Genomic DNA, 14,624 nt, shown 5'->3' on the forward strand with positions numbered 1-14,624 from the left:
TTATGATTACGGTAAGAAAGTTGGAGGTAGTTATATGGAGAGAATTGCTGAACCAATAATATATAATTTAGATTATACTGAAAAAATGGATAATCAGTATGAGATTGTTGAACTAAATGATGAAAGAGTAATTTTTAAGTTTCCTACTGTTTATATTGTTCATCACAAAAAGGATTCTAAGTATACTGTTTATGTCGGAGAAACTACAGATATTAAGAAACGAACTTTTCAACATTTAAAAGTAGATATAAAATCAAGAGAAGATTGGTTAAACTTTTCAGAGGAATCTGATGTAAAAATGTTTGTAATTGGACATGAAATGTTTAATAAATCATTAACATTAGATATTGAAAATAAATTAATGCATTATTTAAGTAGTACAGATACTGTAAGTGGTGTTAATAATAGACGATTAAATCAACAAAATGAATATTATACTTCAGATAATATGGAGACAATTTTTTCAAAAATATGGAGAAAATTGCGTTCGTTTGAACCAGATATTTTTCCTACTAGAAAAAGAATTGAAGACGCGGCTGTATTTAAAGCATCTCCATTTCATAAATTAACTCAAGAACAAGTAAACGCAAAAGAACAAATTATGTTAAGAATCGTTAGTAATATAGCCAATAGCATTTCTTCTAATGATGTAGAAAGTAAATTAATAATGGTGAATGGTGAAGCTGGTTCCGGGAAGACAGTTTTAATGAGTAATTTGTTTTATGAACTATCTCAGGAGTCTAGTTTAGGGAAAAGTGAAACTGTATTGAGTGGAATTACACCATATCTTTTAGTGAACCATGATCAGCAATTGAAAGTATATAAAGAAATTGCTAAAAAATTAGGTATTAATAAAAAGGGTGAAGAGAGTTTAGTTCAAAAACCAACAAGTTTTATTAATAATCATTCTCCTGAAAATAAAGTTGATGTAGTTATAGTGGATGAAGCTCATCTATTGTTAACACAAGGTAAGCAATCATATAGAGGTAAAAATCAGTTATTAGACTTATTAGAGCGAGCAAAAATAGTTGTAATTGTTTTTGATGAAAATCAAATATTATTAACTGAACAAGTCTGGGAATCAGAATATTTAGATAAGCTAAAACATGATTGTAATTTAAATCAAAATTACATTGAATTAAAAAATCAAATGAGAATACATTCTGGACAAGAAACAGTTCGTTGGATAAGAAATATTATTGATAATAACACCATAGATGATATTCCTAGAGATTCAAAAGGTTATGATTTAAAAATTTTTAATTCTCCATCTGAAATGGAAGAAGAAATTATAAGAAAAAATAATAATGAAGATATGGGCTTATCTCGTATGGTAGCTACTTATGACTGGGAATATAGTCAAAATAATGCCCCTGAAGGAGAGCTATGGAAAGTTACAGTTGGTGATTGGTCAATGCCATGGAATTTTGAACTCTTAAAGTCAAAATACAAAAAATCTAATAATTCTAAAAAGTCGATTAATGATAATTCATTAGCTTGGGCAGAAAATCCTCATTCTATTGAAGAGATAGGTTCTACATTTTCAGTACAAGGATTTGATTTAAATTATGTTGGTGTAATTATTGGTCCATCTGTAAGTTTTAAAGATGGTAAGGTTGTTTTCTTGCCAGAGCATAGTAAAAATAAAAAAGCAGTTCGCAATAGAACTTTTGAATCTGAGCATGAAAAACCAAAAAAACAAAAGTTTGGTGAAACATTATTAAAGAATGAATTGAATGTACTTCTGACAAGGGGAGTAAAAGGATTATATATTTATGCAGTAGATCCTGATTTACAAAGAGAATTATTAAAGAGACAGGGAGAAAAAAGTAATGCCTAATGAAAATAATATCAGTATGAAACGTATTAATAAATTTCATGATGATCATAAATGGAGACAGTTCCATAATGCAAAAGATTTAGCTTTATCCATTTCTATAGAATCTGCAGAATTATTAGAATTATTTCAATGGACAACAGCTGAAAAAGCAGTAGAAAACAAGTATGAATCTATTGAAGAAGAATTAGCAGATATTTTAATTTATTCATACACACTTGCAGAAAAACTAGGTATGGATATAGATGAAATTATAGAGAAGAAACTTGTTAAAAATTTAAAAAAATATCCTGTTTAGTTGATAGTATTTATTTGCAACTAATTTACTGTATACAGTGTAATAAAAAGTTTTTTTAAAAGGATGGATTATGTTACTAAAATTATTATTATTTTCAATAAATGAAGAATTAGAAATAAATAGAAATATTGTACTAAATTATTTATCGAAAAAATTTATAATAGAAAATGATAAATTATTTTTGAATAATATTTCATTCGATTACAAATTATTTGAAAGAGAAAATTCTGTATCATTATTTTTATCTAGTAATAATAGAGGTACTATTAAGGAAGCACAAGTATTTGATAGTGTAAGAAATACTATTATTTCAGGTAAAGAAAGAAAAGATTTTGGTATAGTTACTCTTTATAATGAAGCATCCAATTTATTTAATTCAAAGTTAAACAAATTAATTTCAGAGTTTGAAAATAGGTTACGACAAGTTATGTATTTAACTCTTATAAATGCATATGGTAGAGAGTGGGTTGTTAAATCATTCTCTAAAGAACAAAAAGATTACTTAAAAAATAAGAATATTAAAGTTTTAGATTTATTAGATAATATTTTTGAATCTTTAACTTTCTATGATTATATTGAATTTTTATTTACTGAGATTGCAATAATGACTCCTGAGACTGCTATTGAAGAAGCGTTATTAAAAATTGAAAATAATCTTTCAGATACTTTAACAATAAAAAATGTACTTTTATCTTCAAAACAAAAAATTTCACTGTGGAATAAGTTATTTAAAAAGAATTTTGATATTTTTAACAAAAAAATTTTAGAAGATATCAAAAATATAAGAAACAAAGTTATGCATAATAAAAATATTAGTTTTAAAGATTATTCAATGTATTCATCTTTATTAAAAAGGATTAATAAGGAGATAAATAAAGTAATTGATGTATTAGAAAATCAGGATTTTCTTAAAAATAAACCAGTTAAAGATGTAATAAATTCATTTAATCAAATCCTTATTAAAAATAATAATTTTTATAACCAGTTATTAGATATAAATAATAAGATATTAGAGCATTCTAAAATATTACAAACAACTTTTCAAAATATTGCTTTAAAGTTTAATCCAGCTAATCAAATCCTTATTAAAAATAATAATTTATACAACCAGTTATCAGGTACAAGTAATAAGATATTAGACCATTCTAAAATGTTACAAACGACTTATCAAGATATAGCTTTAAGTTTTAATCCATTGTTGAAAATGAGTGGAAATTTTTATAAACAAGAAGGAATGATTAAAGTCTTTAATAATATAGGTTATTATCAAACATTAATGTTAAATTCTTCAATAGGTAGTAATAGATTCAATTTTCCTACAAACAATCTATACTAACATCGTAGCAACATAACTGATTGAGTGTAATAACGAGGTGATAATATGTTCGTAACGTATCCAGCAATTTTTTATAAGAACAAAGACAATGAAGGTTACACAGTTGTATTTCCTGATTTAGAATATGGAGCAACTGAAGGTAGAAATGAAACAGAAGCTGTACAAATGGCACAAGATTATATTGGAAGTTGGTTATATGAAGATTATTTAGAGAATAAGGCTTTTCCAAAATCAAGTAGTATCGAAAATATCATAGTTGAAGAGGATGAATTTTCTGATATGTCTAAAACATTTGTTAGTTTGGTTGGAATGGACATTGCAGATTATGTTAGAAAAATAGAAACAAAAATTGTTCGTAAAAATGTTTCAATTCCAAGTTATTTAAATGAATTAGCAAAAAATAGAAATTTAATTTTTAGTCAAATTCTACAAGAAGCATTATTAGCTGAATTAAATCGTGTGTAAATTTTACCCTCGCCTAATCGTAGCATCATACGATTAGGCGAGGGTTTGCTAATTTATAATAAAAGTTCATAAATTTCCGGAATCACACTTTCAATGCTATAATGATGTAACAAGACATTCGTTAGTTAATTTCTAGTGTAAAGAAGGTGTAAAGTGAATCAAAAAGAAATCAGAAAACAATGTGAACAGATATGGGCAAGAAATAAATATTACGTATTGAGTAAATCGCATAAAGTTTATTTGGAAATAAGAGAATATTTAAAAGAACCAGAGGTTGAGTTAGAAGTGTTATTTCAACAAATCAATAAAGTGAATGAAATACAGGAAAGTAAAAAAGATTTTCATAACGCAATCCTTCATATATGGGGTTATTTTAAAAATACAGCTGAAAAAGACGAAAAAGATGAATTGTTTCGTTTACTAGATGAATATAGAACTACCGCAATAGATAAAAGTTCTATCATTCATTATATCCATACTTTATTAGAGAAATACCCCAATCACTATTTACAACAATCAACATTAATAACAGGAGAACAAGATGAGATTATGGCATGAACAAATGATACCAAAATTACCGAAGAATCAATTATTAGGACAGCATAGAGAATGTTGTGCGCTTAGGGGAAATGGATGGAATAAGAAACATAAAACAGTCGATTATGTGTTTTTATATTCTCCTTATCATCTATTTTGTTATCATACATTGATTATGAATGAGATGAATAATAGAGGCTATAAAGTAGCAACTGAGTGGCGAGATAAGAATTATCGTGGAAAGATTGCAGAAAGCTACTGTAATCTCGAGAAAGTAAAGACAAATACTCCAATTTATAAAGAACATAATGAAGCATATCTACAGGAATGTATCGAGAATTTACGAGTAAAAGGGATTGAAATTGAAGAGTAGTTAATCATATAAATGATGAAACCCTGCACCCAAAAGTATAGATTTTTTGGTGCAGGGTTCTTTATGTCTTATTGTTTTTTCTGTTTTGCACGTTGTTCTAACATTCGTTTAACGAACTCCGGCATTTTTACATTCTCTCTACCTTTTTTAGCAATTAATTTCTTTACAAATTCCGGCATTTGAATATCAGATTCTTGGTCTAGAATATCTTTTGATGTTTCTGGCGGTAACATTTCATCCAGTGTTTCTTCTTCCTGTGTTTTAATAGTGAAGCTTTCTGTTTCGTGAGCTCGAACCGTTTCGTATAAGGCTTCGACTAAGAGTGGATGATCATCTGGCATTGGTGGTCTGTGATAATGTACGCCAAACTCATCGCATAAGTCCTTACATTCGATATCATTGTCGTATAAAACTTCGATATGTTCGCTAATAAAGCTAATTGGAATGAAGATATAATGTTCAGGGTGTTCCGTTTGTTCTCGTAAGTATTCTAGTACATCTGGTTTCATCCATGGTAGTCCAATATCACTTTCGCTTTGCCATGTATGAGTGTACTGATGTTTTTTCAATCCTAATCTTTCTGCAATGATTTGTCCATTTTTGTAAATTTGGTCGATATAAGGATCTTCGAATTCCAATGCAATAACGGGTACGCTATGTGCTGAGAAGAATACTTTAAAACTTTCATCTTTGACTTCTTCGGTTAAAATCTTTTTAATTTCATTTTCCCAAAATTGTAGTAAGTTTGGATTATGATACCAATCTTTTACAACGTGAAAACGAATCGTTTTGCTTTCGATGAATTTCTCATATCCATAAATGGAGTAGTAAGAGTAATGGGGTTCAAGAGCTAAGCCAAGGCATTCTTCGATTCCGTCTTCTTCCATTTGTTTAACGACTTCTGGAATGAATGGAGAGGAGAATTTATTAGCAAAATAAACGGTATATTCTCCTTGTAGGCGTTCTTGTAATTTTGCGGCTTGCTGTTTCGAAATTTCTTGTAGAGGACTTCCACCAATTTTTTGGTAGTTGTCATACAAATGTTGAATTTCTTGATCTGTTGGGCGAACGCCACGTCGAATATTTGTAAAAAATCTTGCGATATCTTCAAAAGTATATCCTTCAGGTGACCCAAAGGTCATAAGTAAAATTGCTTTTTTTGTCATATAACCACTTTCCTATGTGAATTTTTTCTCATCATAACATGATTTAGTTCATCTGCATAGTAGTATACATTGAAAAGCAGTATACGAAGAGTTTATAATAAAGAAAACAAATGATAAGGGGGTTTTTCTATGTATCAAAAAGTAGTAGATCAATTAAATGAATTAGGCATTCCATTTCAAATTGTAGAACATGAACCTGTACTAACAACAGAACAAGCAGATCGTTTTATTGAAGGAATTGAAGGTGTTCGTACAAAGACAATGTTTTTAACAAATAAGAAAAAGAGAAATTTTTACTTAGTCATTATAGATGATGCAAAACGATTAGATATGGATGTTTTTAAAGAAATCGTAGAAGAAAATCGAATCAAAATGGCTTCAGCTGAAACGTTAAATGATAAAATGATACTCCTACCAGGAACTGTATCTCCATTTGGCTTATTAAATAATAGAGACAAAGATATTCAAGTATATTTCGATCAAGAAATTGTATCTGAAGAACGAATGTGCTTCCATCCAAATACAAATGAGAAGACGATTTTTGTTAATACGGAAGATTTGTTTACCTTCTTAAAAGAGATTGGATATGAACCGCACGTGATTCAGTTGTAAAGTGAAACTGACACTATCAATGAACTGCTAGTTTCCAGAAAAAATTAAATACTACAAAACTAACCCCAGAAGATTAGGAGAAATACATGACATATAAATTTTGGACCATTCAAAAAAGAGAAATTTTAAAAACAATTGAAGAGACAGGAATGTATATTCCGAAACGTCAATTAAGTGAATATGTACAAGGGAATGAAGAAATGACGGAGTTATATGACTTTATAACAGATTCCTTTAATCGATTGAATGATATTGAATTAGAAGGAGTGTTATTTGCTTTTGCAAAAGGGACTGAAACGGGAGTTTCATTTTTCCAAGACTATGAAGAATTTGTCACTTATATGAGAGAACATAAAGACGTTATTAAAGGTTTGTGGAAGAGATTTTTATCTGATGATTATGTGGTCATTGAAGTAGATTTTCCAAGAATTTATAATCCAATGTTTGTTGATTTAAATGACTTCCAATTTATTATGCCACCATTTATGTTAGTTCCACCATATACAGAGCAAGATTTTTTACAGATTGTACAAGCGTTAGAACAAGGGAAGTTTTACCCTTCTGTATTTCCAAGTTACATTATTCAAGGGCTTGTACCATTTTTACGAGATGAAAATGTGACAAATATTTATCCAATGTTTGAATTAGAATGAGGTGATGATATGAAAAAACTACAAAAAGGAATGCATATTCGAGTACTAAGTCCATCTTCGTCAATTGAACGAGTTGGCGGATTTGAAGCGAATAGGGCTGCTAAAGAAAGATTAGAAGAGTTAGGGTTTAGGGTTAGCTATTCAAAACATTATTTTGAGCATGACTTACTTGATTCTGCAAGTATTCAAAGTCGTGTGGAAGATTTACATGATGCATTTTTAGATTCTACAGTAGATGTCATTTTGGCAACCATTGGTGGATTTAATTCAAATGAGCTTCTTCCATATTTAGACTATGAGTTAATTGCGAAACATCCTAAAATCATTTGCGGATATTCCGATACAACTGCTATTTTAAATGCCATTTATGCTAAAACTGGAATGCTAACGTATATGGGACCATCCTATACAAGCTTTAAAATGAAGGAACTACAAGAATATCAAACAGCATCATGGCTTAAAGCATTAAGTAATACAAAGTATGAATTAACGCCAAGCAAAAAATGGGGGAGTAATGCTTGGTATTTACCAGATTCACCTTTGATGTTTCAACCGACAAAATGGAAAGTATACAACCACGGTAAAGCTACTGCAACTGCAATCGGTGGAAACTTATCAACCTTTTCATTATTAAGAGGAACTCCTTATGCTCCAAAACCAGAAGAGTATACCTTTTTCATAGAAAAATCTGAAGATAGCGACTACTTTGAATTTGACAGAAATTTAGCAGCATTATTACAAGCTTATCCGAATCCAAAAGCAGTACTAATTGGAAGATTCCCAAAAGAATGCCGTATGACTGAAGAATTATTATTGTATATATTAGACAAATATCCAGTCTTAAAACAAATCCCAGTGATGTACGACTTAGACTTTGCACATACACAACCATTATTTACGATTACTATTGGAGCAAAAGTAACGGTGGATACAGAGGAAATGTCTATTACAATGGATGAAAAAGGATTATAAAATATACAGTAAAAGATACGAAGAAAAGCACAAATTTTACAAAATTTTCAAAAAGCCTTTTCATTATTGTTATAATTTAGTACAATAGCAATGTAGATCAATGAAGGGAGAGAACTTGCATGAGTACAGGTGTATGGATTTTAATCGTCGTTGTAGCTGCTATCTTAGGAGCAATCGGTGGATTCTTTATCGCACGTAAAACAATGATGAATTACTTTCTAGAAAATCCTCCATTTGATGAAAGTATGATTCGTAGTATGATGACTCAAATGGGTCAAAAACCATCCGAACAAAAAGTTCGTCAAATTGCTGCTTCAATGAAAGCACAAGCAAAGAAAAATGCTAAAAAATAATTGAGTAGAAGAGTAGACGCTGTCTGCTCTTTTTGTTTTGATTGAAAGAAAAAGAAAAACCACTCAAAAGTGAGTGGTGTCTAAAATAAATCGGAATGTGAACCAGTATCGATTAAAGTTAAAGTTAAAATATCATTTTCTATAAGATAAATAAGTAGCCAATCCGGTTTAATATGACATTCATAATAACCAGTATAATCGCCTGTTAACATATGATTACGATATTTCGGTTCAAGTGGAATCCCTTGACTTAGTTGATAGATAACTTCTTCTAGTAATGAAATATCACAACCACGTTTCTTCATCATCTTATAACTCTTTTTAAACTTATTTGTAAATTTTAATTTATACATTATTCTTCATCCAATGCTTTAAAAAGTTCATTAATGCTTGAATACCCTTGAATATCTGGATCTCTTGAAATTCTTTTTGCATCTTCCATCGCTGCTAATGTTTCTTCATTATATTTTGGAACTTCAACTGAAAAAGGTAAACCACCTCTTAAAAGACATTGACGTAAAAAAATATTAACGGCACTAGACATATCAAGACCCAGTCTTGAGAATAAGACGTTTGCCTCTTCTTTAATGGTAGTATCAATTCTAATTTGAGTAGGACTTGTTGCCATATTCATTACCTCCTAATTTTCTTTAATTATATTACAAATGGTATACATTGTAAATTTTTTAGTTTTTCAATAGAATCAAAGATGGTGAAAATTAAACTCACGACTGACCGTCAAGAAATGCAACATAAGCACTAAATAAAAGCAAGAATCTCCACTCTACAGTGGCAGTGATAATCAGCCATGATTATCACAAAGGAAAATTTGAGACCAAGGCTCAAATTTTAGGCATGAGCCCCATAGGGGCTGCTGCCGTCCTCACTGTAGCAGTGGAGATTCTTGCTTTTAATTTATAAAAACATTATTTCCGTTTCTTCTCCGGAATCACATAAACAAAGTTAGGATTAATTTCTTTATCCAATTCATCGAATTTTTGAATTAATAATTCATCATATTGCGCTAATTCTTCCTTAGACAAACGTCCCTCAGGTAAATGAATTGGCTCCCCAATTTTTACAAACATCTTTTGACGTTTCAAAATGTTCATAAAAGTAAAAGGTCCCTGATAAACAATCGGTACAATCGGAGCTTTTGCCATACGAGCAATTGTTACAGCCCCACCTTTCATTTCATTAGAGTAACGAGTACCCGTTGGGAAAATCACTAAAGCTTTCTGATGTTCCTTAATCTGAGTAACCGGATGCTTAATTGCACTCGGACCAGGTTTCTCACGATTCACCGGAAACGCACCTAACTGACGGATGAACCATGCAAAAGGTTTCGGTTTAAACAATTCTTGCTTTGCCATCAATACTAATGACTTTGGATATACCGCAATCGCAATTAGTACTGGATCTAACCATGATCGGTGCGGAGCAACAATCACATACCCAGAATCCTTTGGCAGATTCTCCAAACCCGTTACTTTCGTAAATCCATTTAATAAGATAATTAATAAACGAACAATAAATATAGTTATTTTATAAATCATATGAAACTCCTTAAAAGTTGATTACTCAAACAGTATGAAGTAGAAAGGCATATTTTGCAAGATTTTCGATAAAAATTTTACAAAAAATCTTAAAGAAATCTTGTAAATAAAGAACTTTGACAAAAAAATCATAAAAATGAAAACGTTCATAAAACTCGATTAAAGATTGATTACACAAGATGCGTTGTTATAGAAAACGTTTTATTATATAATGGTTTCATTAATAATTACTAGTAATTATGAAATGATCATGAATTAAGAGACGTCTTAAAAGTTATGATTATTTCAAATTTTTGTGTGGCAAAAGCCCTGAGAGAGAAAAGGAGAATGACAAAATGGCAATTCCAAATTTACAAGTTGCATTAGACCATTTACGTATCGAAGATGCGTTAAAAGATGCACTTGCTGTTGGTAATGAAGTAGACATTATCGAAGCTGGTACAATTTTAATCTTGAATGAAGGGGACAAAGCAATTAAATGCTTACGTAATGTATTCCCTGATAAAGTTGTCATTGCAGATACAAAATGTGCCGATGCTGGATCAACAGTTGCTAAAAACTGTAAAGATGCTGGTGCCGACTGGATGACTGTCATTTGCTGTGCTACCATCCCTACAATGAAAGCTGCTCAAAAAGAAATTGGCACTTTACAAGTAGAATTATATGGTGACTGGACATTTGAACAAGCAGAGCAATGGCGTGAAGCTGGTATCGACCAAGTAATCTATCACCAAAGTCGTGACGCTCTATTCGCTGGAGCAACTTGGACAGAAAGTGATTTGAATAAAATCAAACGTTTAATTGAGATGGGATTCAAAGTTTCTGCAACTGGTGGATTAACAAAAGATACATTGAAAGTATTCGAAGGTATCGATATTTATACATTCATTGCTGGACGTGGAATTTACGCTACAGAAAATCCTGCACAATCAGCTCGTGAATTTAAAGAAGAAATTAGAAGAATTTGGGGCTAATCTCAAGGAAGGAAAGAAATATAATGGCAAACATTAAAGATGTAACAAAAGAATCATGGATTTTATCAACATTCCCAGAATGGGGTACATGGTTAAACGAAGAAATCGAACGTGAAGAAGTTAAACCAGGAACATTCGCTATGTGGTGGTTAGGATGTACAGGTATCTGGTTAAAATCAGAAAAAAACACTAACATCCTATGTGACTTATGGTGTGGAACTGGTAAACGTAGCCACGGAAACGGAAAAATGAAAACTGGACACCAAATGCAACGTATGAGTGGTTGCCAAAACTTACAACCAAACTTACGTACACAACCATTTGTTATCGATCCATTTGAAGTGAAAAATGTAGATGCTTTAGTAGTAACTCACATTCACTCAGACCACTTAGATATCAATACAGCAGCAGCAGTTGCTAACAACTGTCCAGAAGCTAAATTCGTTGGACCACAAGAAGTAGTAAACACTTGGTTAGGTTGGGGAGTTCCAGCTGAACGTACAATCGTTGTACACCCAGGAGACTCAGTGAAAATTAAAGACATCGAAATCGTTGCTTTAGAAGCATTTGACCGTACAGCTTTAGTAACTGCTAAAGATGGCGAAGTATTAAAAGGTAAAATGCCTCAAGATATGGACGAAATCGCAGTTAACTACTTATTCAAAACAAGTGGTGGTAACTTATACCATGCTGGTGACTCTCACTACTCAAACATGTTTGCTAAACATGGTAACGAACATGAAATCGATGTGTGCTTAGGTGCATACGGTGAAAACCCTCGTGGTATTACAGATAAAGTGACTTCAGTTGATATGTTACGTATGGCTGAATCATTAAATGCTAAAGTGGTTATTCCAGTTCACTATGATATCTGGGCTAACTTCCAAGCAGATCCTAAAGAAATTACAGAAATCTGGAAATTCAAAAAAGATCGCTTAGAATATAAATTCAAACCATTCATTTGGCAAGTAGGTGGTAAATACACTTACCCAACAGATAAAGATAAATTAGAATTTAACTTCTACCGTGGATTTGACGACGTATTCTCAGTAGAAAACGACGTTCCATTCCCATCATTCTTATAATATAAACATCTGATTGACCGTTACTACGGTAACGGTCAAATATTAAAATATAGATGTATACGATTTCTTAACTAAAATCGTCAAAAAGGAGTTTTATCAGTGTTAAAAGAAATTATTCAAAACAATCGTTTTAGTTTCCAAAAAGGTTTTTCTTCTTGGGAAGATGCGATTCGCACAGCGTGTCAACCATTGTTAGACCAAAACATTATTACTGCTGACTATCCAGGTTACATTATTAATAATGTTCACGAATTTGGTCCATACATTGTAATCGCACCAGAAATTTGCATTCCACATGCACAAGAAGGAAAAGGTGTTAACGAAACAGCGGTTGCCTTCATGAACGTTGAAGAGGCAGTTGACTTCGGACCTAGTTCTGAATATAAACCTCGTTTATTCTTTGTTTTAGCTTCAACTGACAATGAAAAACATTTAGGCAATTTATCAGAACTTGTAACATTAGTTGAAGATGAAAATATCATCAATGCTTTTGTTAATGCACGTTCAAAAGAAGATCTAGAAAAGGTGAATAATATGGAATTCTTATTTGGTTTTTGGCAATTTTTCTATACAAACATTTTTACTAAACCTCAATACTTTGTAGGTTTAATTGTATTAGTAGGTTACTTATTATTAGGTCGTAAATGGTATGACGCATTAGCTGGTTTTGTTAAAGCTGTTGTTGGTTATATGATTTTAAACGTAGCAGCTGGTGGATTAGTTTCAAACTTCCGTCCAGTATTAGCAGCTTTAGGTGACCGTTTCGGGTTACAAGCAGCAGTTATCGACCCTTATTTTGGTCAAGCAGCAGCAGAAGCAGCTTTAAAACAAGCTGGTCATGCAACTGGTTTAACAGTACAAGTACTTTTAGTAGCATTCTTAACTAACTTAGCACTTGTAATTTTCCGTAAATTAACTAAAGTACGTACTGTTTTCATCACTGGTCACATCATGGTACAACAATCAGCTACAGCTACTTGGTTAATGGCATTAGCTTTAGGTGACAATGTACAACAATTACAATTTGTAGTTTTATTAGGTATCGTGTTAGGGGTTTATTGGGCAGTAGCAGCTAACTTAACTGTAGAAGCAACTCAAGAATTAACTGAGGGTGGCGGATTTGCAATTGGTCACCAACAAATGTTCGGGGTTTGGTTAGTAGATAAATTCGCACACAAATTTTCAGGTAAAAATGACAAGAAAATTGAAGATTTAGAATTACCAGGATTCTTATCAATCTTTAAAGAATCAATCGTAGCAACTTCTATTTTGATGGTAGTATTCTTCGGAGCTATCTTATTAGTATTAGGTAAAGATTACTTAGTAAGCGTAAACGGTCAAGAAATCGTAGTGATGGCTTCTAAATTCAAAATGGCGACATTAAAAGAAGGTGACAACTTCTTCTTCTACATTTTACAAATTGCTTTAACATTTACAGTTTATGTACAAATTTTACAATTAGGGGTTCGTTTATTCGTTGCTGAGTTATCAGAAGCGTTCCAAGGTATCTCTAACAAATTATTACCAGGTTCTATGCCAGCCGTTGACTGTGCTGCTGTATACGGATTTGGTTCTCCAAACGCAGTAACAATCGGTTTCTTATTTGGGGTTTTAGGACAAGTAATTGCAATCTTAGGATTAATCGTGTTCAAATCACCAGTATTAATCATCACAGGTTTCGTTCCTGTATTCTTCGACAACGCTACTTTAGCAGTATATGCTAACCACAAAGGTGGTTTACGTGCTGCTTCAGTTATGACATTCTTATCAGGTGTTATCCAAGTTTTAGGTGGAGCAATCGCAGCTGGAGCATTTGGATTAGCAGCATTCGGTGGATGGCATGGTAACTTCGACTGGGATACAGTTTGGGTTGGATTTGGATTCTTAATGCAACACTTCCAATATGTTGGTTTAGGTATTGTATTAGTTATTCTTTTAGCAATCCCTCAATTACAATACAGCCGTAATAAAGAACATTATTTCTTAATCGCTGAAGATTACGAAACATATTTAGAAAACAAACAAGCTTAATTAGTTTTAAACAGAAAAATTTTATTATAAAATAGGTAACGGGTAAGACAGACTTACCCGTTATCAAATTCTAAAGGAGAGATATCAATGAAAGTATTAGCAGCATGTGGAAGTGGAATGGGTTCAAGCCAAATTATCAAAATGAAATTAACAAACGTATTCCGTAAATTAAATATTCCATTGGAAGTACATCACTGTGCAGTTTCAGAAGCAAAATCATCAGCTAAAAGCTATGATATGGTAGTTGTTTCTCAAGCATTATTAGACATCTTCGACGGATTAGATTTACCAAACACTAAAATCGTTGGTTTACAAAACTTATTATCAGAAAAAGAAATGACTGAAAAAATTTCAGCAGCTTTAGAGCTTTAATTAA

At 31.5% G+C, this 14,624-nt stretch carries 18 protein-coding genes and 1 pseudogene; 15 read left to right on the top strand and 4 right to left on the bottom strand.

Annotation, left to right across the window (positions count from 1 at the left end; translation table 11 throughout):
• Positions 1–34: 34 nt before the first annotated feature.
• The 6 genes from RWR88_RS02270 to RWR88_RS02295 all read left to right on the top strand — a co-directional run bounded on the left by RWR88_RS02270 (position 35) and on the right by RWR88_RS02295 (position 4,846).
• Positions 35–1,840 carry a DUF2075 domain-containing protein gene (locus RWR88_RS02270; RefSeq protein ID WP_314450455.1) on the top strand — a complete coding sequence of 602 codons (1,806 nt, stop codon included), beginning with the start codon at positions 35–37 and terminating at the stop codon, positions 1,838–1,840.
• Entirely contained in the window at positions 1,833–2,135 is a 303-nt protein-coding gene (locus tag RWR88_RS02275) for a nucleotide pyrophosphohydrolase (protein WP_314450456.1), read from the top strand. The genes RWR88_RS02270 and RWR88_RS02275 overlap by 8 nt, the downstream gene beginning before the upstream one ends.
• Before the next feature lie 70 nt (positions 2,136–2,205).
• Positions 2,206–3,471 carry a hypothetical protein gene (locus tag RWR88_RS02280; protein ID WP_314450458.1) on the top strand — a complete coding sequence of 422 codons (1,266 nt, stop codon included), beginning with the start codon at positions 2,206–2,208 and terminating at the stop codon, positions 3,469–3,471.
• A 45-nt stretch (positions 3,472–3,516) separates the two neighbouring features.
• Entirely contained in the window at positions 3,517–3,936 is a 420-nt protein-coding gene (locus RWR88_RS02285; protein ID WP_314450460.1) for a type II toxin-antitoxin system HicB family antitoxin, read from the top strand.
• A gap of 153 nt (positions 3,937–4,089) precedes the next feature.
• Positions 4,090–4,494: a YbgA family protein gene (locus RWR88_RS02290; protein WP_314450462.1), complete on the top strand. Its 405-nt coding sequence runs from the start codon at positions 4,090–4,092 to the stop codon at positions 4,492–4,494.
• Positions 4,478–4,846 carry a TIGR02328 family protein gene (locus RWR88_RS02295; RefSeq protein ID WP_314450463.1) on the top strand — a complete coding sequence of 123 codons (369 nt, stop codon included), beginning with the start codon at positions 4,478–4,480 and terminating at the stop codon, positions 4,844–4,846. Before RWR88_RS02290 ends, RWR88_RS02295 begins: the two co-directional genes overlap by 17 nt.
• Before the next feature lie 68 nt (positions 4,847–4,914).
• Here RWR88_RS02295 and hemH read toward each other — a convergent pair whose 3' ends face one another.
• Positions 4,915–6,012, bottom strand: a complete 1,098-nt coding sequence (hemH, locus tag RWR88_RS02300) for a ferrochelatase (RefSeq protein WP_314450465.1) — start codon at positions 6,010–6,012, stop codon at positions 4,915–4,917.
• A 129-nt stretch (positions 6,013–6,141) separates the two neighbouring features.
• On the opposite strand from hemH, the gene RWR88_RS02305 reads away from it, so the two are divergent.
• The 4 genes from RWR88_RS02305 (at position 6,142) to RWR88_RS02320 (ending at position 8,602) form a co-directional block, all read left to right on the top strand.
• Positions 6,142–6,624, top strand: coding sequence for a prolyl-tRNA synthetase associated domain-containing protein (locus RWR88_RS02305; protein WP_314450467.1), 483 nt, complete (start codon positions 6,142–6,144; stop codon positions 6,622–6,624).
• Positions 6,625–6,710: 86 nt separating this feature from the next.
• Entirely contained in the window at positions 6,711–7,277 is a 567-nt protein-coding gene (locus RWR88_RS02310) for a hypothetical protein (protein ID WP_314450469.1), read from the top strand.
• A 9-nt stretch (positions 7,278–7,286) separates the two neighbouring features.
• A complete protein-coding gene (locus RWR88_RS02315; protein WP_314450470.1) occupies positions 7,287–8,249 on the top strand; it encodes an LD-carboxypeptidase in 963 nt (320 codons plus the stop codon).
• Between the two features lie 119 nt (positions 8,250–8,368).
• Positions 8,369–8,602, top strand: coding sequence for a YneF family protein (locus RWR88_RS02320; protein WP_006702633.1), 234 nt, complete (start codon positions 8,369–8,371; stop codon positions 8,600–8,602).
• An 80-nt stretch (positions 8,603–8,682) separates the two neighbouring features.
• On the opposite strand, the gene RWR88_RS02325 is transcribed toward RWR88_RS02320, so the two are convergent.
• From RWR88_RS02325 to RWR88_RS02335, 3 genes are all read right to left on the bottom strand, one after another.
• Positions 8,683–8,955 (bottom strand): type II toxin-antitoxin system YafQ family toxin, encoded by a 273-nt coding sequence (locus tag RWR88_RS02325; RefSeq protein ID WP_314450472.1) that lies wholly within the window; start codon positions 8,953–8,955, stop codon positions 8,683–8,685.
• On the bottom strand, positions 8,955–9,230 hold the full coding sequence (locus tag RWR88_RS02330; RefSeq protein ID WP_314077652.1) for a type II toxin-antitoxin system RelB/DinJ family antitoxin: 276 nt from the start codon (positions 9,228–9,230) through the stop codon (positions 8,955–8,957). Before RWR88_RS02330 ends, RWR88_RS02325 begins: the two co-directional genes overlap by 1 nt.
• Before the next feature lie 298 nt (positions 9,231–9,528).
• Positions 9,529–10,158, bottom strand: coding sequence for a 1-acyl-sn-glycerol-3-phosphate acyltransferase (locus RWR88_RS02335; RefSeq protein WP_314450474.1), 630 nt, complete (start codon positions 10,156–10,158; stop codon positions 9,529–9,531).
• 335 nt (positions 10,159–10,493) lie between these two features.
• On the opposite strand from RWR88_RS02335, the gene RWR88_RS02340 reads away from it, so the two are divergent.
• From RWR88_RS02340 to RWR88_RS02360, 5 genes and pseudogenes are all read left to right on the top strand, one after another.
• Entirely contained in the window at positions 10,494–11,132 is a 639-nt protein-coding gene (locus RWR88_RS02340; RefSeq protein WP_314077657.1) for a 3-keto-L-gulonate-6-phosphate decarboxylase UlaD, read from the top strand.
• Positions 11,133–11,152: 20 nt separating this feature from the next.
• Positions 11,153–12,217: an L-ascorbate 6-phosphate lactonase gene (gene ulaG / locus RWR88_RS02345; RefSeq protein WP_179944358.1), complete on the top strand. Its 1,065-nt coding sequence runs from the start codon at positions 11,153–11,155 to the stop codon at positions 12,215–12,217.
• Positions 12,218–12,316: 99 nt separating this feature from the next.
• Positions 12,317–12,727 (top strand): annotated as a pseudogene (locus RWR88_RS02350) (PTS sugar transporter subunit IIA); the annotation flags it as partial.
• Positions 12,728–12,751: 24 nt separating this feature from the next.
• Positions 12,752–14,248: a PTS ascorbate transporter subunit IIC gene (locus RWR88_RS02355; protein ID WP_314349577.1), complete on the top strand. Its 1,497-nt coding sequence runs from the start codon at positions 12,752–12,754 to the stop codon at positions 14,246–14,248.
• 87 nt (positions 14,249–14,335) lie between these two features.
• The gene (locus RWR88_RS02360) at positions 14,336–14,620 is read left to right on the top strand and encodes a PTS sugar transporter subunit IIB (RefSeq protein ID WP_314077662.1); all 285 of its coding nucleotides are present in this window, start codon (positions 14,336–14,338) and stop codon (positions 14,618–14,620) included.
• Positions 14,621–14,624 lie beyond the last annotated feature (4 nt).

The sequence above is a fragment of the uncultured Granulicatella sp. genome (genome assembly GCF_963528195.1).
In the GTDB taxonomy this organism is placed as follows: Bacteria; Bacillota; Bacilli; order Lactobacillales; family Aerococcaceae; genus Granulicatella.